Origin of the sequence: Paenirhizobium selenitireducens ATCC BAA-1503, from assembly GCF_000518785.1 — a bacterium.
Classification (GTDB): Bacteria; Pseudomonadota; Alphaproteobacteria; order Rhizobiales; family Rhizobiaceae; genus Allorhizobium; species Allorhizobium selenitireducens.
In genome coordinates, this window is record NZ_JAEG01000001.1 from 655,469 (window position 1) to 680,559 (window position 25,091).

The following is a 25,091-nucleotide window of genomic DNA, read 5'->3' on the forward strand; positions in this document are numbered from 1 at the left end:
ACCTCAGGCCTGCATCCGGACGGATTGATCAGCCAAGACTGCCGGCGCAGAGATCGATCCGTGCCAGAAGCGGCAGGTGATCGGAGGCCTTGCGGGCGAGCGGCGTGTCATGCACCGCCATTTCGGCGATCAGGTCGGCGCGGTTGGCCATGATTCGGTCGAGCGAGAGCACCGGCATGCGGGCCGGATAGCTGGGGATCGGGGTGGGCAGCGGGCCGAACACCGATTCGAGGCGGGTGAGCGCCGATCCGGGGCCGAGCCGCCATTCGTTGAAATCGCCCATCAGGAGGGTTGGTCGGTCTTCGCGCCGGCCGATGATGTCGAGTATGGTATCCGCCTGCTGGCGGCGGGCCCAGCGCAGCAGACCGAGATGAGCAGCGATGATTCGCAGTCCTTCACGCGCCTCGAGATCGATTTCGGCGACCAGCGCGCCACGCGGCTCGAGCCCCGGCAGGGCCACCTGGTGCACGTCGCGCACCACGCCCTCCTTGAACAGCAGCACATTGCCGCGCCAGCCATGGGATTTCGGCTTGTGCAGCACCGGCACCGGCATCAGCCCGGTCTCCAGCCGAAGCCTCGGCAGGTCGAGCAGGCCGGACCGCTCGCCGAATCGCTGGTCGGCCTCCTGCAGGGCGATCACGTCCGGGTCCATCTCGCGGATGACCTCGATGATCCGCTCCGGATCGAAGCGGCCGTCGGTGCCGACGCATTTATGGACATTGTACGAGGCGACCAGCATGGAGCCGTCGCGCGCGTCCCGCGTCAACGGATTGTGGATGCGATTGGACCGGTTCTTGATCGAGGCGATGACTGCGGAAGCCAGATTGTTTTTGGTCTTCGTCATTTCACTTCCATGCGCACTGCGCCGTTGCCGAACCGGTCCCAAGCATAGGGCTCGAAGAGGGAGAAACCACGCCCGATCGGGAATGACGACAGGATTTCGACAAGACAGATCTCCATCACAGATAGGGCGAACCGAGCCAGAGGACACGGTCGAACAGACGGTAAACGAACGGGCGCCGGCGCAGTTCCTCCTGCGTGACGGGTTCGGCCCCTTCGAGCGAGGCGTCGATGCGCGCTTCGATCGTCGCGGCAAAGGCGGTATCGAAGACCTCCAGGTCAATCTCGAAATTGAGCCTGAGCGAACGCGAATCGAGATTGGACGAGCCGACGAAGGACCATTGCCCGTCGACGGTCATCAGCTTCGAATGATCAAATTGCCCCCCGGCGCGAAAGATCCGGCTTCCGTCCTTGAGAATCTGGTCGAATTGGGCGGCCATGGCATGGCTGACGATCGCGAGATTGTTCTGCGCCGGGATGACGATGTCGACGGTCACCCCGCGCCGCGCCGCGGTTGCGAGCGCGCCCAGCAGAATATTGTCGGGCAGGAAATACGGCGACATGATGCGGATCGACTTCTCCGCGACGGAGAAGGCGCCCATCATCATTTTCTGGTTGGTTTCGAGATTGGTGTCGGGTCCGGAGACGACAGTGCGCACGAAGCTCGGCGTGCCGGGCTCGGCGGCGAAGGGCGCCACACCCCAGTCGGCCCCGGTGAGAATTTCGCCCGTCTCGAAATGCCAGTCCTCGGCCGCCACGGCGAAGATGTCGGCGACCACCGGGCCGGTCAGGCGGAAATGCGTGTCGCGCGCCGCCTCGTCGCCCTCGAAGGCGGAGCGGATGTTCATGCCGCCGAGGAAGGCGACAGCGCCATCGGCCACCAGGATCTTGCGGTGGGTGCGCAGATTGGCATAGGGCAGCCGAAGCCCCATGATGACCTTGCCGTTGAAGGTGGCAACCGCGACGCCTGCATCGGTGAGATAGCCGATGATGCTCGGCACGCTGTAGCGGGCACCCACCGCGTCGATCAGCACGCGAACCGCCACGCCGCGCCGGTGGGCAGCGATCAGCCGGTCTGCCACCCGAAGCCCCGCGGCGTCGCGGTCGAAGATGTAGGTCTCCAGGATGACGCTGCGCTCGGCGGCGTCGATTGCCTCGCAGAAGGCGGCATAGGTCTCGGCGCCAGAGGACAGCATGTCGATCCGGTTGCCGGAGGAAAGCGCGTGCTTGGCGACGCGGTCGCCGAGCGTCTTCAGCCCCGCCATGCGGCTGCCGAAGCGGGTCTCCACCGCCTCGCGCGACACGCCGTAGTGCGAAAGCGTCCGCCACAACTCGTCGAGATGCAGCGCGCGGCGCGAAATCAGCGACTTGCGACGGATGCGGTTGACGCCGACCACGGCATAGATCAGCGCGCCGAGCAGCGGCGACAGCAGGATGACGCCGACCCATCCCAGGGCCGAGCGGACCTCGCGCTTGGTCATCGCCGCATGGATAGCGGCCACCGCGCCCATGGCGATCGACAGGACGGCGAGGATATGCGGCCAATAGGAAGACAGGACTTCGAACATCGTGCACCGAGGGAAACAGGTTTCGGCCTTGAATGCAATCGCCGCACCAAAGGTCCGTCGGCTCAGTTTTCTCCGGCCAGAAGACGCGCGGCGGCCGCCCTCGCCTCGTCGGTGACGGAGGCGCCGGCGAGCATGCGGGCGATCTCCTCACGCCGGTGTTCCGGCTCCATGGTGGCGACGCGGGTGGCGATCTTCTCGCCGCCCTCGCCTGTCGGTCCCTTGGAAATCAGGAGATGGGTGGCAGCGCGGGCCGCGACCTGCGGAGCGTGGGTGACGGAGAGGACCTGCACCTTGGCCGACAGCCGCTTGAGGCGCTGGCCGATCGCATCGGCGACGGCACCGCCGACGCCTGTGTCGATTTCGTCGAACACCAGGGTGGGCGCCGAACCGCGATCGGCGAGCGCCACCTTCAGCGCCAAAAGGAAGCGTGACAGCTCGCCGCCGGAGGCGACCTTCATGATCGGCCCCGGACGCGTGCCGGGATTGGTCTGGACGTGGAATTCCACGGTGTCGATGCCCTCGGCCGTCGCAGCGTCCGGATCGCTCGTCACCTCGACCATGAAGCGCGCGCGCTCCAGCTTCAGCGCCGGCAGCTCGGCCATGACCGCCTCGGACAGCGCAGAGGCCGCATTGCGGCGTTTCGTCGACAGAGCCCCGGCCAGGTGGTCGTAATGTGCCTTCGCCTCGATCACGCCGGCCTCCAGCGAACCCAGCTTCTCCTCGCCGGCGTCGAGCTCTGCAAGATCGGCAATCATCTTCTCGGCGAGCGCCGGAAGACCGGTCACCGGCACGGAATATTTGCGGCCCGCGGCGCGCAAGCCAAACAACCGCTCTTCGACCCGCTCCAGCTCGTTCGGATCGAATTCGGTGCGCCGAAGTGCCGCCTCGACTTCCATCTGCGCATTGGAGAGATTGTCGAGCGCACTGTCGAGCAGTTGCACCGTATCCTCGAGAAGGCCCGGCGCCTCGTGGCTCTTGCGCTCCAGCCGGCGGACCAGCGAGGCGATCAGCGGCACGGGCGAGGCATGGCCGTTGAGGAATTCGGACGCCTCGGCGATGTCGCCGGCAATCCGTTCCGACTTCTGCATCACAGCCCGGCGTTCGGCGAGTTCGTCCTCTTCGCCGTCACGCGGCGAGAGCTTTTCCAGCTCCTCGACCGAAGCCCGAAGATAATCCGCCTCGCGGGCGGCGGCCTCGACGCGGGCGCGATGGGCTTTCAGCACCCGGTCGGCGTCCCGCCAGCGGCGATAGCTCTCGCCGAGGCTGACTGCCTCGTCGGAGAGGCCGGCAAAGGCGTCGAGCAGCATGCGGTGGGCATCGGTGTCGACGAGCGCCCGGTCGTCGTGCTGGCCGTGGATCTCGACGAGCAATTGGCCCGCCTGACGCATCAGTTGCACGGAGACCGGCTGGTCGTTGATATAGGCGCGGGTGCGGCCGTCGGTCGACTGGACGCGGCGGAAGATCAGGTCGCCGTCGTCATCCACGCCATTGCCGCGCAGGATGGTACGAGCCGGATGGCCCATGGCGACGTCGAAAACCGCCGTCACCTGCCCCTTGTCCTCGCCATGGCGAACGAGCGAGCCGTCGCCGCGCCCGCCAAGCGCCAGCGACAGGCTGTCAAGCAGGATGGACTTGCCGGCGCCGGTTTCGCCCGTCAGGACGGACAGTCCGGCCTCGAAGGCAAGATCCAACCGCTCGATCAGTACGATATCGCGGATCGACAGCTGGACCAGCATGGAACACTCATCTCGCGTCTAGGAAGGAAGGGTCAGCTCCCGACAAGAATCTTCTTGCCGGCCCTTGCGATCCACGAACCGGAATTCTCGCGGGGCTCAAGGCCGCCGGACTTCAGGAGCTTGTAGGAATCGGCATACCACTGGCTGTCGGGATAGTTATGGCCAAGCACGGCGGCCGCGGTCTGCGCTTCCGTCACCACGCCCATGGCGAAGTAGGCCTCGACCAGGCGCGCCAGCGCTTCCTCAATCTGGTTGGTGTTCGGATACTTCTCGACCACGACGCGGAAGCGCGAGATCGACGCAAGGTATTCCTTGCGTTCCAGATAGTAGCGGCCGATCTGCATTTCCTTGCCGGCCAGCTGGTCGCGGGCGAAACGGATCTTGGCCTGGGCGTCGTCGATGTATTCGGAGTCCGGATAGTTATCGACCACCTTCTGCATGGCGTCGATCGTCTGCAGAGAAGGCTTCTGGTCCTGCGTGACGCTGGTGATCTGCTTCCAGTACGAAAGGCCGACGAGATACTGCACGTAGGCGGAATCGTCCGAACGGGGATAAAGGTTGAGATAACGGTTGCCGGCTGCGACAGCATCGGTATAGCGCGCCTGGCGATATTTGGTGAAGGTACTCATCACCAGCGCCTTCTGCGACCATTCGGAGAACGGATGCTGGGCATCGATGGCATCGAACTTGCGCGACGCTTCGACGATGTTGCCGGCCTTGATGTTGGCCAGGCCCTGATTGTAGAGCGCTTCCGGCGGGTCGGTTTCGATGCCGAGCTTGGTGATGTCGATATCGGGATCGGACTGGCAGGCGGCAAGCAGCGCGCCGGATACCGTCATCATCACACATATACTGGCTATACGCGCGGCTTTATTCACAACGACCGACCCTACATGACTCATTCGACAGTTCCCGATTGCAGCGCCGCTAGAAAACAGTCGCTTTCAACACGCGTTTCTAGCCATAAAAGCAGTATGAGAGCAACGCAATGATGGCGATTTAACGCATTTTTGTGGCGGGCCGACAGGAAAGCCCGGAAATGGTTCAAGCTCCGCTGCGCCGGGCAAACGCGCAGCAATTCGTCCCGGCATAAAAAAGGGCCGAGGATAGATACCCCGGCCCCAGTCTGGAGGTAATTTGAAGGTCAGGCCGACCAGGGTGCGAATTCCGGCACGTTGACCGCGACGAATTCGCGCGCCCGCGCCTGGAGGCTGCGCGCCGGGGCCTCGACGACCTCGTAGGCATCGCGGTTTTCCAGGAGCGCCTTGAGCGCATTGGCATTGAGCTTGTGGCCGCCGCGATAGGAGCGGTAGCAGCCGATGAACTGCGCACCAGCAAGCGCCAGGTCGCCAACGGCGTCGAGCGTCTTGTGGCGGACGAACTCGTCCTTCTCGTAACGCAGGCCCTCGACGTTGATGACCGTATTGTCGTCGGAGATGACGACGGAATTCTCCAGCGACGACCCGAGCGCGAATCCGGCCGCCCACAGGCGCTCCACATCGCGCATGAAGCCGAAGGTACGAGCCCGCGACAGTTCGTTCTTGAAGGTGGCGGCGGTGAGGTCGCCGGCCCATTTCTGGCGGCCGATCAGCGGGCTTTCGAAGTCGATCTCGACCTCGAAGCGCGTGCCGTCATAGGGACGGAATTCCGCCCAGGAGGCGCCGGACTCGATGCGTACCGGCTTGGTCACGCGGATATAGCGGCGCTTGACGCCGAGATTGACGATGCCGACCTGCTCGACCGCATCGATGAATACTTCCGAGCTGCCGTCCATGATCGGCATCTCGGCGCCGTCGACCTCCATCACGAGGTTGTCGAGGCCGAGCGCATAGATCGCCGCCATGACATGCTCGATGGTGGCGATGGAGCGGGCCGGAGAAAAGCCGAGAACGGTGCAGAGATCCGTATTGCCGACCTGAGAGGAAACCGCCTTGAACTCGACCGAACTGCCATCGTCGTAGGTACGAACGAACACGATACCCGTGCCGGCCTCGGCCGGCAGCATGTTGAGGGTCACCTGGCGCCCCGAATGGACGCCGATACCCGTCAGGCTGAGGGGAGCTGCGATAGTGGTCTGGAAGCCGAGCAATGCGATTGCCATGAAAATTGCCTTTAGCGGTGCAGCCCGCCCGGCCCTCGGGGCTCGGATGTTGCGGCTGCTCTTGTCATTTCCGGATCGGGGAATCATCGGCCGCTGCCGTCCATGCCCATTTCCGATCCCATACATACGGACAGGCCCGCGTCGTGCCAAATCACTGTTTCTTTCGCATTGTAACGAAACCATACGATTGAAAACAAAGGGCAAAACGGATCAGTTTGGCACGTGTGAAACACAAAGGGCCCGGGTCGTGAGACCCGGGCCCTTGATCACTGAAAGCGCTCGATCAGTTGGATTGGCGGCGAAGGAAGGCCGGGATTTCCAGCTGGTCGTCCTCGTGGCTCGAACGCGACGGGGGCGTGGCGCGACCCTGGTCGTCAAGCTGGCCGCGACGCGGCGCATAGAGGCTGGCTTCCGGCGAAAGAGCGCGACGCTGCGGAGCGGCCGTGGCCGGAGCAGAGGCGGTCATGTCGACGGCGGGTTCTTCGTCCTGATGGCGGCCAAGCGAGTTGGTGATCCGCTTCAGGAGACCCATCGGACCGCGTTCGTCCTGGGCGGCCGGAGCTGCCGTCTGGGCGCGGTGATCGATTTCGGCACGCAGCACCGGCGGAAAATCTTCCACCTTCGGCATGCGGACCTGATCGACGGTCTGGCGGACTGCCGGAGCAACCGGCTCGTGGCGAACCGGCGCCGGAGCAAGCGGAGCCTGCATTTCCGGTGCGACGTGCATGGCCGGAGCCGGACGGCTCATCACCGGAGCAGGAGCGGCAACCGGCTCGACCGCCATGCGGACGGCGGGCTGTGCTTCGGCAGCCGCAGGCGTGGCGAACAGCCGGCTCTGCGGACGGAATTCCGGCTCGGCGGCCGGCTGCGGTGCGATAGCAGCCTGACGCGCGATGGCGATTTCCAGTTCACGTTCCATTTCAGCTTCGGCCGAACGGATGGTTTCTGCCACCGGGTCGATGGTCTTGGGTGCCTGCGCCATTGCAGGCTGAACTGCGGCCGGAGCCGAAGCAACGGCCGCCGAAGGACGGATAAGGGGCTTTGCCATCGGAGCGGCATCGCGGCCGGCCATCGCATTGGCTGCACGATCGATGCCGGTGGCAACGACGGACACGCGGATCAGGCCTTCAAGCGCTTCGTCGAAGGTCGCGCCGAGGATGATGTTGGCATCCGGATCGACTTCTTCGCGGATGCGGGTGGCAGCCTCGTCGACTTCGAACAGGGTCATGTCGCGACCGCCGGTGATCGAGATCAACAGGCCCTGTGCGCCCTTCATCGAGGTTTCGTCGAGCAGCGGGTTGGCAATGGCGGCTTCCGCAGCCTGCATTGCGCGGCCCTGGCCCGAAGCCTCGCCGGTCCCCATCATCGCACGGCCCATTTCGCGCATCACGGAGCGAACGTCCGCGAAGTCGAGGTTGATCAGGCCTTCCTTGACCATCAGGTCGGTGATGCAGGCGACGCCCGAATAGAGCACCTGGTCGGCCATGGCAAAGGCGTCCGCGAAGGTCGTCTTGTCATTGGCAATGCGGAACAGGTTCTGGTTCGGGATGACGATCAGCGTATCGACAGACTTCTGCAGTTCCTCGATCCCGGCTTCGGCCAGACGCATGCGGCGAGCGCCTTCGAAGTGGAACGGCTTGGTGACGACGCCGACGGTCAGGATGCCCTTGTTGCGGGCGGCCTGGGCAACGACGGGTGCCGCACCGGTGCCGGTGCCGCCGCCCATGCCGGCGGTGACGAAGCACATGTGGGTGCCGTTCAGGTGATCGATGATCTCGTCGATGCATTCTTCAGCGGCAGCGCGGCCGACTTCCGGCTGCGAGCCGGCGCCGAGGCCTTCGGTGACGCTGACGCCGAGCTGAATGATTCGCTCGGCCTTGGTCATGGTCAACGCCTGGGCATCCGTGTTGGCGACGACGAAGTCGACGCCCTGGAGGCCGGCGGTGATCATGTTGTTGACAGCGTTGCCGCCGCCGCCGCCGACGCCGAACACGGTGATCCGAGGCTTCAGCTCGGTGATATCTGGCTTTTGCAGCTTGATGGTCATTTCAGACTTCCTTCTTTCTCCGGCCGCAGCGCCACGCCGGCCATTTCATCTTAACTTTTCGCCCCGACCGGTCCCGCGAGACCGACCTGGACTGAACTCAAAAACTTTCCTTCAGCCATTGGCCCATGCGGGCTATCCGGCTGTTTCCGTTGCCGAAGGGGGAGAACAGACCGCCCTGCCCGGCATGGGTTTCCTGATCGGCGACCTGCGGATAAATCATCAATCCGACTGCGGTCGAAAAAGCGGGCCCCTTGGCCGCGGCCGGCAGGCCAGCGACACCCATGGGGCGCCCGATTCGCACGTTGCGGGCCAGAATGCGGCGAGCCGCCTCCGGCATGCCGGTCAGCTGGCTGGCGCCGCCCGTGAGGACGACTCGCTTGCCGACCACGGGCGAGAAGCCCGACTTCTGAATCCGATCGCGCAACAGTTCAAGAGTCTCTTCGATGCGAGCGCGAATAATGCGCGTCAGCAATGCCTTGGGCACCTGCAGCGGCTGGTCACGGTCGTCCTCGCCGATCGGCGGAACGGAAACCACGTCGCGTTCGTCGGCGCCGTTGGCCAGAGCCGAACCATGGACCACCTTCAGGCGCTCGGCGTCTTCGATGCGGGTCGACAGGCCGCGCGCCAGGTCGGTGGTCACATGGTGACCGCCGATGCTGATGGCGTCGGTGTGAATGAGCTTGCCTTCGGCAAAGACCGAGATCGTCGTCATGCCGCCGCCCATGTCGATCGCCGCACAGCCGAGTTCGACCTCGTCGTCAACCAGGGCAGCAAGGCCGCTGGCGTAAGGGGTGGCGACCACGCCCTCGACGGTCAGGTGCGCACGGTTGATGCAGAGTTCGAGATTGCGCAGCGCTGCCCGCTCGGCGGTCACCACATGCATGTCGACACCGAGGACGTCGCCGTACATGCCGAGCGGATCGCGGATGCCGCGCTCGCCGTCGAGCGAGAAGCCCGTCGGCAACGAGTGCAGCACGGCCCGGTCATTGCCCTGGGACTGCTGGCCGGCGGCGACGAGAACCTTCTTCAGGTCGCCCGATTCGACTTCCTGGCCACCGAGATCGATGGTCGCGGTGTAGACGTCGGAACCGATACGGCCGGCGGACACGTTGACGATCAGGCTCTCGACGGTCAGACCCGCCATGCGCTCGGCCGCATCGACAGCTAGGCGGACGACGCTCTCGACCGCATCAAGATCGGAAATCACGCCGCACTTCACGCCGCGCGAACGCTGGTGGCCGATGCCGATGATCTCGACATTGTGGGTACGGCCCGGCAGAACCGAGCTTTCCTTGCGGGGCGTCAGCCGGCCGATCATGCACACGACCTTGGTCGAGCCGATATCGAGCACCGAGACCACGTGCGCCCGCTTCGACGAAAGCGGCTTCATGCGGGGCAGACCGAAATGGGAGCTTCCGAACAAACTCATATGCTCAGCCCCGCCTTCTTCAGCATCTTGCGCCGCTCTTCGACGGCAACCAGACGGCGCTCCTGCGCACCCGGCGTCAGCTGGATGGTGGTGCGATCGGGAAGGCGAAGGTCGACCGCAGCGATGTCGCGCTCCAGCAGACGCTGTTCGGCGTCCAGGCGCGACAGCTTGGCCAGCGCCACGCCGATATCGTCTTCCGGCAGCTTCACGACAACGCCGTTGTCGAGATGGATGTCCCAGCGGCGACCGGCGACGCGCACGAAGGCTTTCACCCGCGAGGCGATCTCCGGGAACTTGGAAAACTCGCCTTCGACGGCGGCAGCGGCCGTCTCGGCGTCGCGTCCGACGAACAGCGGCAGGGAGGCAAACTTGTTGTCGCGCAGCGGAGCAATTACGCTGCCGGACTTCTCGATCAGCGAAAGCTCGGTGCCGTGCTGCCAGATGCCGTAGGCCTGACGCTCGCGCAGGACGACTTCGACGGCGCGCGGATAGATCTTGCGAACCTCGGCCGATTCGACCCAGGGCAGATCGGAAAGCGCCGCACGGGCCGAGGCGATGTCGAGACCGAGCAGACTGGTCGAGCCGTCGAGACCAAGCAGCTGAAGGATGTCGATTTCGGATGTGTGCTCATTGCCGGAGACGCGCACGTCCTCGACGGCGAAACCGGCGCCGGTGGTGACAGCTTGAACGACTGCCGGACCATGACCGCCGACGACGATGCCGTAGAGCGCAACGGCGGAATAGAACCCAACCAGGGAAACCTTGCCGGCATGAGCTGGAATGGCGATGCGGCCGGAGCAGAGGCTCACGACGAAGCGCACGACGCGGCGCATCGGCCGAGGCAGGACACGCCCCTCGCCGGCAGAAACGGAGGCCACGCCGTAGCGCCCACCCATATCCGCAGATCTATCGCCGTTCACCGCAAACAAGACGCGTCCTCCACCATCCACCGAAGAAACTCACCAAAACCAAGACCGGCATGTGCCGCCATTTCCGGCACCAGCGAGGTCGGGGTCATGCCGGGCTGGGTATTAATCTCCAGCCAGATCAGCTCGCCATCCTCGGAGAAACGATCGTCGTAACGGAAGTCCGAGCGACTCACTCCGCGACACCCGACCGCCTGGTGTGCCATGAGGGCCAATGATTGTATTTTTTGGTAAATTTTCGGTGAAATTTCCGCAGGAAGTACGTGACGGGACCCGCCCGCAACATATTTGGAATCATAGTCATAGAAGCCATGCCCCTGCGGCACGATCTCGATGACGCCAAGCGCCTTGTCGCCCATGACGCCGCAGGTGAGCTCGCGGCCGGCGACGTAATGCTCGACCATGACGCGGTCGCCATAGCGCCACTCGCTGGAACCCAGCGACTGCGGCGGATGCGACGCATCTTCGCGGACAATGACGACGCCGAAGCTCGACCCTTCACGGACCGGCTTGACGACATAAGGGGGCGCGATCGGATGTTCGTTGCCGATATCGAAGCGCGACATCACTTTTGCCTCGGCGACCGGGACACCGGCATGAGCGGCGACGATCTTCGCCTGCCCCTTGTCCATGGCGAGCGCTGAAGCGAGCACGCCGGAATGCGTGTAGGGGATCTGGAGATATTCGAGCACGCCCTGGATCGTGCCGTCCTCGCCGAAGGGGCCATGCAACGCATTGAAGGCCACGTCCGGACGAAGGTTAGCGAGCACCTGGCCGATATTGCGGTCGACGTCGATGCGCGTGACGCGATAGCCTTCGGCTTCCAGGGCAGCAGCACAGGCATTCCCCGAGGACAGCGACACCGGCCGCTCGGAAGAAAGACCACCCATCAGGACGGCTACATGCTTGCCACTCATCAACGCCCCCGCAAATCGCAGACCAACTGTCGGACATCGGGCGGCGATGAAGTCATCGCTAAAGGCCCTGTCCTTTGCTTAAGTTAGACAACAGTAAGGTTAATGAAGTGTTTACTTTCGTTAACCGGCCGTCGCAGAGGGCCGATTTATTTGCTCGCGGCGCGCACGACAAAGCCCACCCAAGCTATTGGAATATCGCATTGATCTGGAACTTCTTGGTCGACCGGAGCTCAGCCGGCGCGACGCCCGGAATGCGCTACCGGGATGGGCGCCGACATGACGATCGTACCCGTCGACAGCGAGTCGATGTCTCGATGGTGCACGATTCGATTGCGCCCGCTCGCCTTGGCGACATAGAGGGCCCGGTCAGCCTCGGAGAAGATCTCGTTGAAGCCGCGGGCTCCGGCCAGGTCGGCAATGCCGCCGGATATGGTGATGCGCACGCTCCTTTCGCCGGCCGCGACCTCGAGTGCGGCGACCCGCTGGCGCGCCAGGTCGGCCCGCTCGGCAATGGTCCCGGCATCGTCCCTCGACCAGAGCACGGCGAATTCCTCGCCACCAATCCGGGCGCAGATCTCGCCGTCGGCGAAGGTATCGCGGATGACCTCGGCCACCGCGGCGATCACGTCATCGCCGGCCGAATGGCCGAAGGTATCGTTGACCGCTTTGAAGCGGTCGATGTCGAAGAGCACGAGCGAGGCGTCGCCATGGCTGTCGTCGAAGGCCTTGTGGAAGGCCCGACGGTTGAGCAGCCCGGACAGCATGTCGATCCGGCTGATTCGCTCAAGTTCCGAGCGCGAGACGCCGAGATCGTAGATGGCGAAGCCCACCACGGAATAGGCGATCACCGCGACGATGAAGGAGACCGGCGGCGTCAACACGGTGGCGATGACCAGGGCGGGAAAGAGATCGTAAGGCAGAAGACCGAAGGCGACGAGGGCAAAATGGGCGCAGATGTTGAGGCCATAGGCCAGCATGGCGATCTTCGACGCCATCCACACCGCACGCCAGACCACTGCGCGGCGGCTGGAAAATTCGCCAAGCGTCAGTTGCCGCACGATCCAGTTTCTGGTCGCATTCCCCATGAACCACTCTCCTAATACGCCCGGAGAATAGGGGCGCCCGCTTAACAATTCGTCGAGCGGGCACGCGAGGGGTGAAATTATCTGGAATCAATTTTCCGCGTTGGGCGGGATAAGGGGAGAAATCGGGAGCAGGCAATTCCCGCTCCCGCCCACTATTCAGTCGTCGCGCCGTGGAACGGCTTGACCTCGCGGCCCGGCATGAAGATGCCGATCCGCTTGATTTCCCATTCGAGCTTGACGCCGGAATGTTCGAAGACGTGCTGGCGCACGGTCTCGCCGAGATATTCCAGGTCGTAGGCCGTGGCATGGCCGACATTGATCATGAAATTGCAGTGCAGCGACGACATCTGCGCGCCGCCGATCATCAGGCCGCGGCAGCCGGCCTGGTCGATCAGTTCCCAGGCCGAATGGCCCTCCGGGTTCTTGAAGGTCGAGCCGCCCGTCTTTTCCTTGACCGGCTGCACCGTCTCGCGGTGATGGCGAACCGCGTCCATGTCGGCGCGGATCTTGGCCTTTTCTTCCGGATAGCCCTCGAACAGCACGCTGGTGAAGATCAGTCCTTCCGGCGCGTTGGAGTGACGATAGCTGTAACCCATGTCGGCCTTCGACAGGACATGGACATTGCCCTTGCGATCGACCGCCTCGACTTCGATCAACCGCTCGGCCGTCTCTCCGCCGTTGGCGCCGGCATTCATCAGCACGGCGCCGCCGATCGAGCCCGGAATGCCGTAGTAGAAGTGGAAGCCACCGATATTGTGGTCCATCGCCATGGCGGCAATGTGCTTGTCGGGGCAGATCGCGCCGGCCCGGATGCGGTTTTCGCCGGCGAGCTCGACCTGGCCGAAACCCTTGGCGGACAAACGGATGACCACGCCCGGAATGCCGCCGTCGCGCACCAGAAGGTTGGAGCCGACGCCGACGACGGTCAGCGGAACGTCTTCAGGCAGAAGCTTGAGAAAGGCGATGAGGTCTTCCCGGTCGTGCGGCTGGAACATCAGCTCGGCAAGACCGCCGGCCTGGAACCACGTCACGCGATCCATCGGCGCATCCGGCGTCAGCCGACCGCGCAATTGTTCAACACCGGGCCCGAGCGAGGCCAGCAGCTTTTCCCCATCCACCTGTTTCATTCAAGACTTTCCCGAAAACGCTTCCAGTTCGCGCGGCAGCGCTGCCGCCCACTGGGTGATGTTACCTGCTCCCAACAGAATCACGAAATCACCCGGTTGTGCAATGCCCCCGACGATCGGCGCCAGCTGATCGGGCGATGCGAGATAGCGGGCGTCGCGATGGCCGCCGGCGCGGATGCGCTCGACCAGGGCCTCGGCATTGGCGCCTTCGATCGGATCCTCGCCCGCAGCATAGACCGGGGCGAGCAGCAGCGTGTCGGCATCGTTGAAGCAGTTGGCAAAATCCTCGAACAGGCTCGACAGGCGCGAATAGCGATGCGGCTGGTGCACGGCGATGATCCGGCCCTGGCAGGCCTCGCGGGCCGCCTTGAGCACGGCCTTGATCTCGACCGGATGATGGCCGTAATCGTCGAACACCTGCACGCCATTCCATGTGCCCGTCAACGTGAAGCGCCGCTTGACGCCGCCGAAGGACGAAAGCCCCTTGCGGATCGCCTCTTCCGGAATGTCGAGACGGTTGGCGACCGCAATCGCCGCGCAGGCATTGGCGATGTTGTGGCGACCGGGCATCGGCAGCCGCAGGTCCTTGAAATTGAACACCCGGCCGGTGCGACGGCGGCGGATCTCGACGTCGAAGATCGAATGCGTGCCCTCGAGCCGGATGTTGGAATAGCGCACGTCGGCCTGCGGGTTCTCGCCATAGGTGATGACCTTGCGATCCTCGATGCGGCCGACCAGCGCCTGGACTTCCGGATGATCGAGGCACATCACGCCGAAGCCGTAGAACGGCACGTTCTCGACGAACTGACGGAAGGCGGCGCGCACGGCGTCGAAGGTTCCGTAATGGTCCAGATGCTCGGGGTCGATATTGGTGACGATCGCCACTTCGGCCGGAAGCTTCAGGAAGGTGCCGTCCGATTCGTCGGCCTCAACCACCATCCACTCACCCTCGCCCATGCGGGCATTGGTGCCATAGGCATTGATGATGCCACCGTTGATGACGGTCGGGTCGAGCCCGCCGGCGTCGAGCAGGGCTGCAACCATCGAGGTCGTCGTGGTCTTGCCATGCGTGCCACCGATGGCGATGGCATTGCGGAAGCGCATCAGTTCGGCCAGCATTTCGGCCCGACGCACGATCGGCAGCAGCTTTTCCCGCGCCGCGACGAGTTCCGGATTGTCCCTCTTGATCGCCGTCGAGACGACCACGACCTCGGCCTCGCCGAGGTTCTCGGCCGTGTGGCCGACATGGACTTCGATGCCCTTGGCGCGCAGCCGCTGGACGTTGGCACCGTCGGACTGATCCGATCCCTGGACGCGATGGCCCAGATTGTGCAGCACTTCGGCAATGCCGCTCATCCCGATCCCACCGATGCCGATGAAATGGACGAGCCCGATGGAGGTCGGCATTTTCATGAATTGGCTCCCTTCACGTGAGCGATATCCTTGCCAGCGGCAATAGACTCAACGAGGTCGGCGAGCAAGCGTGTTGCGTCGGGCTTTCCTGCTGTTCTGGCGGCCTCGGCCATCCGTGTCAGCCTTTCCGGCTCCTGCATGGCGCTCGTGAGCAGCTGCGCCAGGCGCTCAGGCGAAAGCTCCGACTGGGCAATGACGCTCGCGCCGCCGGAGGCCGCAAGGGCCGCAGCATTGGCCGCCTGGTCGTGGTCGAGCGCATAGGGATAGGGCACGAGGATCGACGGGCGCCCGACCACCGACAATTCCGAGACCGTCGAGGCGCCGGAGCGGCAGATCACCAGATGGGCAGCTGCGATGCGGCCGGCCATGTCGGTGAAGAAGGGCGAAACCTCGGCCGGAACGCCGAGCTTTTCGTAACAGGACTTGACGCGTTCGGCATCCTCCGGCCGTGCCTGCTGGGTGACCGTCAGGCGGTTCCGCAGGGATGCGTCCAGCAGGCTGATGGCGTTCGGAAGCGCCGAGGAAAAGAACTGCGCGCCCTGGCTGCCGCCGAACACCACGAGACGGAACGGGCTGCCGGGCTGCGACGGGCTGTAGGGGATGGACGAAGCAGCGATCACGGCAGGACGCACCGGATTTCCGGTCACCACCGTCTTGTCGGCATAGGTCCCGCCCTCGGGAAGGAAGCCGCCGGCAATCGCCTTGACCCGCGTGGCGAGCGCCTTGTTGGCGCGCCCCATGACCGCGTTCTGCTCGTGCAGCAGCGTCGGCACGCCGAGGCCGGCGGCGGCCAGCAGCGGCGGCACCGTCGGATAGCCGCCGAAGCCGATGACGGCCTTCGGCTTCAACTGGCGGATCAACCGCTTTGCCTGGCGAAACCCCTTCCACAGCGACAGCAGCGCGCGCGCCACCGCGATCGGGTTCTTCGAGCCGATGGTCGCGGAGGCGACGGTGTGGATCGCCTCAGCCGGGAAAGTGCCGGCATAACGTTCGGCGCGGCTGTCGGTCACCAGATGCACGGAATAGCCGCGCTCGGCGAGCAGATGCCCCAGCGCCTCGGCCGGAAAGAGATGGCCGCCGGTACCACCGGCGGCGAGCAGGATGATGCCTTTTGTCATGATGGCTTACTCCGCCGGAACGCCGTGCGCGGCGCGAAAGAGACTGCGCTCCTGGGCGCGCTTTTCCGGCCGCCGACGCGTCAGCGCCAGGATGAAGCCGGCAGTCACGCAGATCGCGATCATCGACGAGCCGCCATAGGAGATGAGCGGCAGCGTCATGCCCTTGGCCGGCAGCAGTTCGAGGTTCACGCCGATGTTGATCATCGACTGCGTGCCGATCAGAAGCACCAGGCCTGCGACGGCGAAACGGTTGAAGTCGTTGCGTTCCCTGAAGGCGTGGCTGAGGCCGCGCAGAACGAGGAAGCCGAAGATGGAAACCAGCACCATGCAGAAGAAGATGCCGAACTCTTCCGCCGCGACCGAGAAGATGAAGTCGGTATGGCTGTCCGGGATGATGCGCTTGACGATGCCCTCGCCCGGCCCCTGGCCGAACCAGTCGCCGCGGATGATCGCCTGGCGGGCGGTATCCACCTGGAAGGTGTCGCCCTCGCCGGTGAGGAACCGGTCGATACGCCCGGCGACGTGCGGCAGGGTGAGATAGGCGCCGAAGACGCCGGCAACGCCGATACCGCCGAGCAGCGTGATCCACAGCCACGGCATGCCGGCCATGAAGAACATGCCGCCCCAGACGACCGAGGTCAGGATGGTCTGGCCAAGGTCGGGCTGGGCGACCAGAAGGGCGGCGACGATGCCGAACAGGATGATGGCGAAGAGGTTGCCGGGGATTTCCGGCTGGCGCGCATGCTCGGCAAACAGCCAGGCGCAGATGACGACGAAGGCCGGCTTCATGAACTCTGAGGGCTGGATGGAGATGCCGGCAATGGTGATCCAGCGCCGGGCGCCCTTGACCTCGATGCCGAAGAACAGCGCCGCCACCATCATCAGCAGCGAGACCGCCAGGATGACCATGGCGGTGCGGCGCACCTGACGCGGCGACAGGAAGGACAGGCCGATCATCACGCCAAGCGCCGGGATCATGAAGGCGGCATGGCGCTTGACGAAGTGGAAGCTGTCGAGGTTGAGCCGCTCGGCGACCGCGGGCGACGCCGCAAACGAGAGCATGAAACCGATCCCCATCAGGAGGATGAAGGTGATCATGAACAGACGGTCGATCGTCCAGAACCAGTCGGCGACCGGACCTCTCTCAACGCGGCTTACCATCTCAGTTGCCTCCTGTTGGCACGTCGACCAGCATCGTCACTCCGTCGAGGGCCGCGACGTGGCCGACGAACGCATCACCTCTGACTTCGAAGTTCTTATATTGATCGAAGCTTGCGCAAGCCGGTGATAGCATCACCGCAACCGGATTATTTTCCGCCGCCGCATCGGCAGCCGCATGGGCGACGGCCTGGGCGAGCGTGCCGGAGATTTCGTAAGGCACCGCATTGCCGAGCGTCGAGGCGAAGGCCGATGCCGCCTCGCCGATCAGATAGGCCTTGGCGATGCGCGAAAACAGCGGCGAAAGGCTGGCGATCCCGCCTTCCTTCGGCAGGCCGCCGGCGATCCAGTAGATCCGTTCATAGCTCGACAGCGCCGGCGCCGCGGCCTCGGCATTGGTGGCCTTGCTGTCATTGACGAAGACGACATGGCCGCGCCGGCCGACCGGCTGCATGCGGTGTTTCAGGCCGGCGAAGGAGGAGAGCCCTGCCCTCACCTCGTCCGGCGACACGCCGACGGCGAGGCAGGCGGCAATCGCAGCTGCCGCGTTCTGCGCATTGTGTGCGCCGCGCAGCGTCTGGATGCCGTTGAGGTCGGCGAGTACCGCTGTCGCACCGCCATGCGCCTCGATGATCCGGTGCCCGTCGTTGTAGAGGCCATCGGCCAGCGGCTGGCGCTTGGAAATGCGCATGACCTTGCTGCCGGCCCGCTCGACGCGGTCGGCGATCAGTTCGCAGTAGCTGTCGTCCACGCCGACGACGGCCGTACCGCTGCCGGCGACCAGGCGTTCCTTGACGTCGGCATAGTGCTGGATGGTGCCGTGACGGTCGAGATGGTCGGGCGTCACGTTGAGCAGGATGCCGGCGGTCGGATTGAGCGTCGGGGCGAGATCGATCTGGTAGGACGAGCACTCGACGACGAAGAAACGGCCGGCCTTGGGCGGATCGAGCGTCAGCACGGCCCGGCCGATATTGCCGCCGAGCTGCGTGTCGCGACCGCAAGACTGGAGAATATGGGCGATCAGCGCCGTCGTGGTCGATTTGCCGTTGGTGCCGGTAATCGCGATGAACGGGCAATCCGGCGCATGGACCCGGCGCTCGCGCACGAAGATCTCGACGTCGCCGATGACTTCGACGCCTTCCGCCCGGGCGAGTTCGACCGACCAATGGGGCTTCGGATGGGTAAGCGGCACGCCGGGCGACAGCACCAGCGTGGAGACGGCCTTCCAGTCGATGCCGCGCAGGTCCTCGGTCGGGATGCCCTCGGCCTTGGCCTTGGCGACACTGTCGGGATTGTCGTCCCAGCAGGCCACGTCTGCACCGCCCGCCACCAGCGACTTCGCCGTGGCGAGACCCGAGCCGCCGAGGCCGAACAGCGCTACCCTCTTGCCCTTGAACGTGGTCGCCGGGATCATTGCACCCTCACCGCAGTTTCAGGGTGGAAAGGCCGAGCATGGCGAGGCCGACCGCGATGATCCAGAAGCGGATCACCACCTGGCTCTCGGTCCAGCCGAGCTTTTCGAAATGGTGGTGGATCGGCGCCATCAGGAAGACGCGCTTGCCGGTGAGCTTGAAGTAGCCGACCTGGATGATGACCGACAGGGTTTCGGCGACGAACAGACCGCCGATGATCGCCATGACGATCTCGTGTTTGGTAGCGACCGCGACCGAACCGATCAGGCCGCCGAGCGCCAGCGAGCCGGTATCGCCCATGAAGATCGCCGCCGGCGGGGCGTTGAACCACAAGAAGCCGAGGCCGGCCCCGATCACCGCGCCGAGCACGACGGCCAGTTCGCCGGTGCCGGGCACGAAATTGATCTGCAGGTAGTTGGAGAACACCGCATTGCCGGTGAGGTAGGCGATGATGCCGAAGGACGCGGCCGCGATCATCACCGGTACAATGGCCAGCCCGTCGAGGCCGTCCGTCAGGTTGACCGCATTGCCGGCCGAAACGATGACGAAGCCTCCGAAGACGATGAAGAACAGGCCGAGGTCGATGCTGAAGTCCTTGAGGAAGGGAAAGGCGATCGAGGAACCGAAGGTCGAGCCCTGCGGCCCGGAACTGAGCGCCGTCGTCATCATGAAGTAGACGGCGATGCCGGCGATGACGAACTCGATGCCGAGGCGCGCCTTGCCGGAAAAGCCCTTCTCGGTCTGCTTCGTCACCTTGAGATAGTCGTCATAGAAGCCGATGGCGCCGAACCCGAGCGTGACCAGCAGGGTGGCGACCACGTAGACGCTGGAAAGGTCGGCCCAGAGCAGCGAGGAGACGACGATGCCGGCAAGGATCATCAGCCCGCCCATGGTGGGCGTGCCGGCCTTCTTGAAATGGGTCTGCGGCCCGTCGGCGCGGATCGGCTGGCCCTTGCCCTGACGGACGCGCAGCGAAGCGATCATTGCCGGCCCGAACAGGAAGACGACCAGGGCGGAGGTAAGGAGCGCGGCTCCCGTGCGGAACGTGATGTAACGGAACAAGTTGAAGAATTGAAAATTGTCCGACAGTTCCACAAGCCAGATCAGCATTGGAGCCCTTTCCAAAAGCCCGGATTAAATTTGGCGCCCCGTGTCGTGGAATGCCGGATACTTGTCAAGCAGAGCGGAGACGATCTTGCCGAATCCGAGGCCGAGCGAGGACTTGATCATGATCACGTCGCCGGGCGCTACGGCTCCGGCGACGAATTCGACCATTTCGGCCGTGGTCGGCCGGTATTCGACATGAACGCTCTCCGGAAGGGCATCGCGGAGCGCCGCCATCTCCGCACCGGCCAGCCAGACATGCTCGATGCCGGCGGCCAGCAGCGGGCTCACCAGTTCGGCATGCACCGCGGGCGAGAACTCGCCCATCTCCAGCATGTCGCCGAGTACAGCGATGCGCCGCCCCTCGCCCTCGGGCTGGGAGGCGGCCAGCACGGCGATCGCGGCGCGCATGGATGCCGGGTTGGCATTGTAGCTCTCGTCGATCAGCGTGAAGCTCGCATTGCCGATCGACAAGCGGTGGCGCGCGCCACGGCCCTTGACGGCGGAAAGCTGTGAAAGGGCGTCGATGGCCGCATCCATGTCGGCGCCAACCAGCGCCACCGTGCCGAGCACGGCCATGGCGTTTTCGGCAATGTGACGGCCCGGTGCGCCGATGATGACTTCGCGGGTCTCGCCGCCATGGGAAAACCAGACCGTCGAAAGCTCGGCCGCGCCGTCGAATTCGGCGAGCCGAAACTCCGCCTTGGCATGCTGTCCGAAGCTGTGAATATTGTCGATACCCGCCGCCTGCGCCGCCTGCTCGAGGAAGTCGAACTGGCTGTTGTCGCGATTGAGGATGACATCGCCACCCGGCACGACACCTTCGAAGATCTCGGCCTTCGCCGCGGCGATTTCCTCGATGTCCTTGAAATTGCCGAGATGGGCGGGCGCGATCGTGGTGATGATGGCCACGTCGGGGCGGACCATGCGCGACAGCGGTCCGATCTCTCCGGCATGGTTCATACCGATCTCGAACACGCCATAGCGGGCCTCGACCGGCATGCGGGCAAGCGTCAGCGGCACGCCCCAATGATTGTTGAAGGATGCGACTGCGGCATGCACATTGCCGGAGGGCTCAAGCGCCAGCCGCAGCATTTCCTTGGTGGTCGTCTTGCCGACCGAACCGGTCACCGCGATGATCGTGGCGGAGCTTCTGTCCCGCGCCGCCAGCGCCAGCTTCTGCAGGGCGCCGAGCACGTCTTCGACGACGATCATCGGCACCGTCAGGCGCCCGAGCGCCGGAAGCTTGCCCTCGGCGACGACCAGCAGCGAAGCGCCGTTGGCGATCGCCAGGCTGGCAAAATCATGACCGTCCACCCGGTCGCCCTTGATGGCGAAGAAAGCTTCGCCCTGCGCAACCGTCCGGCTGTCGATGGATATGCCGGTGATCCCCGCGGGCAGCGACCCGAAGGGACGCCCCGCCATGGCCTCGATCATTTCCTGCGACGTCCAAAGAAAGGTCAATGGTCAAACTCCTCCAGTGCTTTGCGCAATTCCGCATGATCCGAGAACGGCAGCGTGACATCGCCGACGGTCTGGCCCTCCTCATGCCCCTTGCCGGCCACGATCAGCGTGTCCCCCGCCGACAGCATGGCGACCGCGGCACGGATCGCCTGCGCCCGGTCGCCGATCTCGATGCCCCTGGGCGCCGCCGCCATGATTTCCGAGCGGATGACCGCCGGGACTTCGGAACGCGGATTGTCGTCGGTGACGATGACGATGTCGGCGAGCCGGCAGGCGATCTCGCCCATGATCGGCCGCTTGCCCTTGTCGCGATCGCCGCCGCAGCCGAAGACCGCAATGACGCGGCCGGTGGTGAAGGGCCGCACCGAGGTCAGCACGTTCTCCAGCGCATCCGGCTTGTGTGCATAGTCGACATAGGCGAGCGCCCCGGCCTTCGACTGCCCGACTAGTTCGAGACGGCCGGAGGCGCCCTGAAGCTTTTCCAGCGCCTTCATCGCGACAGCCGCCGGAACCCCGGTGGCGATCGCAAGGCCGGCGGCGACCAGCGCATTGGCCACCTGGAAATCGCCGGCAAGCGGGATGTGCACCTCGAATATCTGATCGCCGAAATGCACTTCCGCGACCTGCTTGTGGCGGAAATGCTCGACCCGCTTCAACGCCAGGAACTGACCACTGCGACCGACGGTCAGCACCTCGTGGCCGGCCTCGGTCGCCACCCGGATCGCCTCGGCCGACCACGGATCATCGGCGAAGATCACCGCCGGCGAGCCCTTGGGCAGCAGCGTGTCGAACAGCCGCATCTTGGCGGCCATATAGTCCTCGACCGTCGGGTGATAGTCCATGTGGTCGCGGCCGAGATTGGTAAAGGCGGCGGCGGAAAGTTTGACGCCGTCGAGGCGGCACTGGTCAAGACCGTGGCTGGAAGCTTCCATCGCCGCATGGGTGACGCCTTCGTCGGTGAGCTCGGCAAGCAGCCTGTGCAGCCCGATCGGATCGGGCGTGGTCAGCGAACCGTAATCGTTGCGGGTCGGCGAGACGACGCCGGTCGTGCCGATCTGCGCGGCCGCATGCCCGGCCTCGGCCCAGATCTGCCGGACGAAGGAAGCGACCGACGTCTTGCCGGCGGTGCCGGTGACGGCGACCATGGTGGCCGGCTGGCGACCGAAGAAGTTGGCTGCGGCAAGGGCGAGGAAGCGGCGCGGATTGCCGACGACGATGACCGGCACGGTGGCTTCAAGAGCATGGCCGGCGACGATCGCCGCTGCACCGCGCGCAACGGCATCGGCCACATAAGCCGCACCGTCGGCCTTGGTGCCGGCGAGAGCGACGAACAGCATGCCCTTTTCGATTTTGCGGCTGTCGGCGGAGAGGCCGGAGATCTCGAGGGCGCCGACCGATTCGCCGGCCTCGTCGACCTGATTGTGAAACTCCTTGCCCGCCAGATCCCGCAACAACATCGATTATGTATCCACTGCTGAGAGGCGATCTTGACGAATCGCCTCCTGAATTGAGGTTCGTTCAATAAGAAACGAGCAAGGCAGAGCCGTCGTCCCCGAATTTGGGTTCTACACCGAGAATTGCGGCGCTTCTGCGGATGATCTCGCCGACCATCGGTGCAGCCGAGGTGCCGGCGAGTGCGGCGCCATTGCCCTTGTCGGTCTTCGGTTCGTCGATGACGGCCAGCACCACATAGCGGGGATCGTCGATCGGGAAAGCGGCGAGGAAGGCATTGAAGTTCTTGTCGCCGACATACCGTCCGTTGACGACCTTGTCGGCCGTGCCGGTCTTGCCGCCGACGTTGAAACCATCGACGCGGGCGTTGCGGCCCGACCCCTTCACGCCGTTCACCTCGAAGAGGTAGCGCATATCCTTGCTGGTCGAGGGCTGGATGACCTGCTGTGCCACCAGATCGGCCTGCTCCGGCGTGCGCGGCAGGAATGTCGGCTCGATCAGCCGCCCGCCATTGACCAGCGCGACCCCGGCAACAGCCGTCTGCAGCGGCGTGGTCGAGACACCGTGGCCGAACGAGATGGTGATCGAATTGAGCTTCTTCCACTGGCGCGGTTGCGAGGGCATCGCCACTTCCGGCAGTTCGGTCTGCATCTTCGACAGCAGCCCGAGCCGGGTGAGGAATTCCTTGTGGGCGTCCGTGCCGACGATGTCGGCGACCTTGGCCGTGCCGATGTTGGACGAATACTGGAAGATCTCGGGCACGGTCAGGATGCGGTGCTTGCCGTGGAAGTCCTGGATGGTGAAGCCGCCGATGCGGATCGGATAGCGGGCGTCGAACGAATCGTTGATCGACACCTTTCCGGAATCCAGTCCCATGGCGATGGTGAAGGACTTGAAGGTCGAGCCCATCTCGAACGTACCGTTCGACATGCGGTTGAGCCAGCCTTCCTGGGCGCTGGCCGCCGGATTGTTCGGATCGAAGTCAGGAAGGGACGACATGGCGAGTACTTCACCGGTACGCACGTCAAGAACGACCGCGCCGGCGCCGAGCGCCTGGAATTTGGCGACCGCCCCCGCCAGAACGTCGCGCACGATGTTCTGCACCCGAAGATCGATCGACAGCTTGACCGGCTCGAGCGGGGAATCGCCCGTCATGCCGAGGTCGCGCAGGTCCGCGAGGCCCTGATTGTCGATGTACTTCTCCATGCCCGACATGCCGTGGTTGTCGATGTTGACGTAACCGACGACGTGGGATGCCGTTGCGCCGCCGGGATAGAAGCGGCGCTTTTCCGGGCGAAAGCCGATGCCGGGAATGCCGAGCGCAAGAACCTGGCTCTGCTGCTTGGGCGTCAGCTGGCGGCGAAGCCACTGGAAGTGGGAATTCGGATTGGAGAGCTTCTTGTAGGTGCCCTTGATATCCAGGTCGGTCAAAACCGTCGCCAGCTTTTCCACCGCCTCGTCCGCATCGACGATCTTGTGCGGCTCGGCGAACAGCGAAACCGTGCGGATGTCGGTCGCCAGCACCTCGCCATTGCGGTCGAGGATGTCGGGACGCGAGGCCATCAGGCGGTCGGCCGGCAGAATGCTGGAGGTCACTTCCGGCTGGGCATAGCCGTATTGCACGAGGCGGCCGCCGATCACCGCGTAGGCGACAGTGAAGCCGGCGATCATCAGGCCGACCCGCTTGCGGGCAAGTTCGGTCTTGCGCTTGCCGGTACCCTTGAAGGCGGCGCCGTTGATCGAGGTCCCGCCCCGCTGCACGTCGGTCGAGAAATGCGCCTGGCTCTTCAACAACATGATTCGCGAAAGGAAAGTCATCAGGGCTTCACCGATCCGGTTGTGATGAGATCCGAGACCGCATCCTTGCTCTGCTCGCCTTCGGCCACTTCGGGCTTCGGCAACTGGTCCCTGGGCATGGGAAGCTCGACCGGCCGCGCCAGCTGTTCCGGCTGGGTGGGCTCGAGCTGCAGTTCCGCGCCATAGACCTTGAGCAGTCGCTCCAGCCGGTTCGGCTGCGTCAGCAGCGCCCAGTCGGCCTTGAGCAGGTCGATCGTATCCTTCTCGAGCTTGATCTCGGCCTCGAGGCGGCGGACTTCCTCGAGCCTGTTATCGGTGTGGTGCTTGATCTGGTAGGTGACGGTCGCCGCGGCCGCCATGGCACCGATCAACAGGAGGTCGAAGGTTCTAATCATCG

At 64.5% G+C, this 25,091-nt stretch carries 20 protein-coding genes; all 20 read right to left on the bottom strand.

The features are described 5' to 3' along the window. Positions 1–28: 28 nt before the first annotated feature. The 20 genes from L867_RS0103245 to ftsL all read right to left on the bottom strand — a co-directional run bounded on the left by L867_RS0103245 (position 29) and on the right by ftsL (position 25,089). Positions 29–844 (bottom strand): endonuclease/exonuclease/phosphatase family protein, encoded by an 816-nt coding sequence (locus L867_RS0103245; protein ID WP_028735547.1) that lies wholly within the window; start codon positions 842–844, stop codon positions 29–31. 115 nt (positions 845–959) lie between these two features. Beyond that, entirely contained in the window at positions 960–2,408 is a 1,449-nt protein-coding gene (gene cls / locus L867_RS0103255; RefSeq protein ID WP_028735548.1) for a cardiolipin synthase, read from the bottom strand. A gap of 62 nt (positions 2,409–2,470) precedes the next feature. Next, positions 2,471–4,144, bottom strand: coding sequence for a DNA repair protein RecN (gene recN, locus L867_RS0103260; RefSeq protein WP_028735549.1), 1,674 nt, complete (start codon positions 4,142–4,144; stop codon positions 2,471–2,473). Positions 4,145–4,176: 32 nt separating this feature from the next. After that, on the bottom strand, positions 4,177–4,986 hold the full coding sequence (locus L867_RS0103265; protein WP_408605949.1) for an outer membrane protein assembly factor BamD: 810 nt from the start codon (positions 4,984–4,986) through the stop codon (positions 4,177–4,179). Positions 4,987–5,288: 302 nt separating this feature from the next. Further along, positions 5,289–6,245, bottom strand: a complete 957-nt coding sequence (gene lpxC / locus L867_RS0103270) for a UDP-3-O-acyl-N-acetylglucosamine deacetylase (RefSeq protein ID WP_028735551.1) — start codon at positions 6,243–6,245, stop codon at positions 5,289–5,291. A gap of 283 nt (positions 6,246–6,528) precedes the next feature. Further along, complete coding sequence (gene ftsZ / locus L867_RS0103275; RefSeq protein ID WP_028735552.1) at positions 6,529–8,292, bottom strand: cell division protein FtsZ; 1,764 nt, start codon at positions 8,290–8,292, stop codon at positions 6,529–6,531. Between the two features lie 97 nt (positions 8,293–8,389). Further along, entirely contained in the window at positions 8,390–9,721 is a 1,332-nt protein-coding gene (gene ftsA, locus L867_RS0103280) for a cell division protein FtsA (RefSeq protein ID WP_028735553.1), read from the bottom strand. Next, the gene (locus L867_RS0103285) at positions 9,718–10,617 is read right to left on the bottom strand and encodes a cell division protein FtsQ/DivIB (RefSeq protein ID WP_028735554.1); all 900 of its coding nucleotides are present in this window, start codon (positions 10,615–10,617) and stop codon (positions 9,718–9,720) included. Before L867_RS0103285 ends, ftsA begins: the two co-directional genes overlap by 4 nt. 20 nt (positions 10,618–10,637) lie before the next feature. Then, positions 10,638–11,564 carry a D-alanine--D-alanine ligase gene (locus L867_RS0103290; RefSeq protein WP_028735555.1) on the bottom strand — a complete coding sequence of 309 codons (927 nt, stop codon included), beginning with the start codon at positions 11,562–11,564 and terminating at the stop codon, positions 10,638–10,640. Positions 11,565–11,794: 230 nt separating this feature from the next. Next, positions 11,795–12,649 (bottom strand): GGDEF domain-containing protein, encoded by an 855-nt coding sequence (locus tag L867_RS24480; protein WP_051438788.1) that lies wholly within the window; start codon positions 12,647–12,649, stop codon positions 11,795–11,797. A 152-nt stretch (positions 12,650–12,801) separates the two neighbouring features. Beyond that, positions 12,802–13,776: a UDP-N-acetylmuramate dehydrogenase gene (gene murB, locus L867_RS0103300; RefSeq protein ID WP_028735556.1), complete on the bottom strand. Its 975-nt coding sequence runs from the start codon at positions 13,774–13,776 to the stop codon at positions 12,802–12,804. Beyond that, positions 13,777–15,189, bottom strand: a complete 1,413-nt coding sequence (gene murC, locus L867_RS0103305; RefSeq protein ID WP_028735557.1) for a UDP-N-acetylmuramate--L-alanine ligase — start codon at positions 15,187–15,189, stop codon at positions 13,777–13,779. After that, on the bottom strand, positions 15,186–16,307 hold the full coding sequence (gene murG / locus L867_RS0103310; RefSeq protein ID WP_028735558.1) for an undecaprenyldiphospho-muramoylpentapeptide beta-N-acetylglucosaminyltransferase: 1,122 nt from the start codon (positions 16,305–16,307) through the stop codon (positions 15,186–15,188). The genes murC and murG overlap by 4 nt, the downstream gene beginning before the upstream one ends. 6 nt (positions 16,308–16,313) lie before the next feature. Continuing rightward, positions 16,314–17,468 (bottom strand): putative lipid II flippase FtsW, encoded by a 1,155-nt coding sequence (ftsW, locus tag L867_RS0103315; RefSeq protein ID WP_028735559.1) that lies wholly within the window; start codon positions 17,466–17,468, stop codon positions 16,314–16,316. A 1-nt stretch (position 17,469) separates the two neighbouring features. Then, positions 17,470–18,879, bottom strand: a complete 1,410-nt coding sequence (gene murD, locus L867_RS0103320; protein ID WP_028735560.1) for a UDP-N-acetylmuramoyl-L-alanine--D-glutamate ligase — start codon at positions 18,877–18,879, stop codon at positions 17,470–17,472. 7 nt (positions 18,880–18,886) lie between these two features. Then, positions 18,887–19,987, bottom strand: coding sequence for a phospho-N-acetylmuramoyl-pentapeptide-transferase (gene mraY, locus L867_RS0103325; protein WP_028735561.1), 1,101 nt, complete (start codon positions 19,985–19,987; stop codon positions 18,887–18,889). 24 nt (positions 19,988–20,011) lie between these two features. Beyond that, positions 20,012–21,445 carry a UDP-N-acetylmuramoylalanyl-D-glutamyl-2,6-diaminopimelate--D-alanyl-D-alanine ligase gene (locus tag L867_RS0103330; RefSeq protein ID WP_028735562.1) on the bottom strand — a complete coding sequence of 478 codons (1,434 nt, stop codon included), beginning with the start codon at positions 21,443–21,445 and terminating at the stop codon, positions 20,012–20,014. Beyond that, positions 21,442–22,902, bottom strand: a complete 1,461-nt coding sequence (locus tag L867_RS0103335) for a UDP-N-acetylmuramoyl-L-alanyl-D-glutamate--2,6-diaminopimelate ligase (protein WP_028735563.1) — start codon at positions 22,900–22,902, stop codon at positions 21,442–21,444. Before L867_RS0103335 ends, L867_RS0103330 begins: the two co-directional genes overlap by 4 nt. A 61-nt stretch (positions 22,903–22,963) precedes the next feature. Further along, positions 22,964–24,715 (bottom strand): peptidoglycan D,D-transpeptidase FtsI family protein, encoded by a 1,752-nt coding sequence (locus L867_RS0103340; RefSeq protein ID WP_028735564.1) that lies wholly within the window; start codon positions 24,713–24,715, stop codon positions 22,964–22,966. Then, positions 24,715–25,089 (bottom strand): cell division protein FtsL, encoded by a 375-nt coding sequence (gene ftsL, locus L867_RS24485; RefSeq protein WP_037172371.1) that lies wholly within the window; start codon positions 25,087–25,089, stop codon positions 24,715–24,717. The genes L867_RS0103340 and ftsL overlap by 1 nt, the downstream gene beginning before the upstream one ends. Between the last annotated feature and the right edge of the window lie 2 nt (positions 25,090–25,091).